1 protein-coding gene and 1 pseudogene are annotated in these 1,713 nt (G+C 34.5%); both read left to right on the forward strand.

Going from position 1 to position 1,713, the window contains the following annotated elements; all coding sequences use genetic code 11:
* Positions 1 to 507 precede the first annotated feature (507 nt).
* Positions 508 to 1,440 carry a replication initiation protein gene (locus EI164_RS15920; protein ID WP_192520960.1) on the forward strand — a complete coding sequence of 311 codons (933 nt, stop codon included), beginning with the start codon at positions 508 to 510 and terminating at the stop codon, positions 1,438 to 1,440.
* A gap of 45 nt (positions 1,441 to 1,485) precedes the next feature.
* Positions 1,486 to 1,656 (forward strand): annotated as a pseudogene (locus EI164_RS15925) (BrnT family toxin); the annotation flags it as partial.
* Positions 1,657 to 1,713 lie beyond the last annotated feature (57 nt).

Raw genomic sequence — 1,713 nt, forward strand, 5'->3', positions numbered from 1 at the left:
GGGTAATAACTGTCGCCTTAGACACCGATTAAGACGAGCGGTTAGAAAAACCTGTTGTTTCTCTAGAGCCTTTCCTAAAAAGTGTGTAACTATTATTTAGATTGTAGAAGTACTTACACGAAATTTAGGAAAGGCTCAATCTGTTAACCTCATTCGTTAGATAGTTTTCAAAGTTTAGCTTCCAATCTGCTGATTGGAAGCTTTTTTTAACTCTTAATTTTTTATTTTTTTCATTCGGTATCTTTAAGGGTTTTTATTTAATCCTGTTTACTCCTGTTTACTCCTGTTTAAGAGCTATTTTTTTCTTTTAAAATCAATAACTTGCAAGGCTAAAAAACAGTAAATGAAGTGAGAAAACAGTAAATGAAGTGAGAAAACAGTAAATGAAGTGAGAAAACAGTAAATGAAGTGAGAAAACAGTCTATTAAAAAATAATTGTTTTAAACATTGTTTTTTAAGTTTGATTTACGATAAATTAACCTCATATTTGAAAGACAGAGGTAAAGAATGGAAGATAATTTAGTGACACAATCAAATGAACTTGTATCAGCATCTTATATCATGTCTGTTAGTGAAAAAGAGCTATTATTGGCATGTATAAGCAAGATAGACAGTCGTCCTAATCGACCAGATCAAGTGACAAAGCAGACAAAATTCACTATCTCAGTTGATACAATGAAAGAGCTTTTTTATGAAGATACGAATAGAGATAACGCTTATAGAGATTTGAAAAAATCTGCTGATCGTTTGTTTGATAGAGAGGTCACAATAAAGCTAGAAGATAACAAAACGCTTAGAACTCGTTTTGTTAGTGGTGTTGTATTCGATCCAGACGAGGCACAGATAACAGTTACGTTTGCCGAAGATATATTGCCTTACCTGACTGAATTATCTGTTAATTTCACCAAGTACCGATTGCATGAAGTCGCTGAATTGTCTAGCGTACACGCTATAAGGCTATATGAATTAATTGTGATGTGGACTAACCAATATCAGTACAGTAAAGAGTTAGATCTAAACGAATTTAAAGAAATAATGGGCGTTCAAAGTAAGTATAAGCAGTTTGGGCAACTACGACAATTTGTGATTGATAAAGCAATAGAAGAAATCAACGAAAAAACGAATTACAAAGTTTCTGTTAGTTATAAAAAGGTTAAGCGTTCATATGTTAGCTTAAAGCTCAAGTTTCATAAGAAAATACTTGATAAAATCGCAAACAAAGATGGCTCATTATCACAAGATACTATTCAAGCAATCGTTGATAACGTGCAGTTTATGAATGATTATAATGATCATCCAAGTCTTAGCTATGACGGTAAAATGAATACAGACACGTTCAAGCGTGAAATGTTTAATATCATACAGCGAGAGCCTGAAAGCTTTAAAAAGTCAAACAAAACACTTGAAAGCTACTTACCAAAAGTCAGTCAGGGCAAGTAACCAGGAATTATCAGCCAACAAAGTGCATACTGACAGAGAGGGCAGATGAGTATTACATTTGAATGGGATGAACAAAAAAACATCATCAATCAGCGCAAGCACCGTTTATCCTTTGAAGCAGCAACACGGGTATTTTTAGATCCCTTGTGTCTGCGTCAACAAGACAGGTATGAGAATGGCGAAGAACGGTGGCAAGCGTTGGGTACAGTAGACGGTACGGGAGTTTCCCAAACTCTGTGTAACTGCTTATAATCCACTAACAGGAGAATAAGC

The organism is Psychrobacter sp. FME13, from assembly GCF_014861395.1.
Lineage (GTDB): Bacteria > Pseudomonadota > Gammaproteobacteria > Pseudomonadales > Moraxellaceae > Psychrobacter.

Excerpts from the sequence above, each read along its gene's own strand:
- EI164_RS15920 (WP_192520960.1), top strand. The coding sequence starts at position 508 with ATGGAAGATAATTTAGTGACACAATCAAATGAACTTGTATCAGCATCT.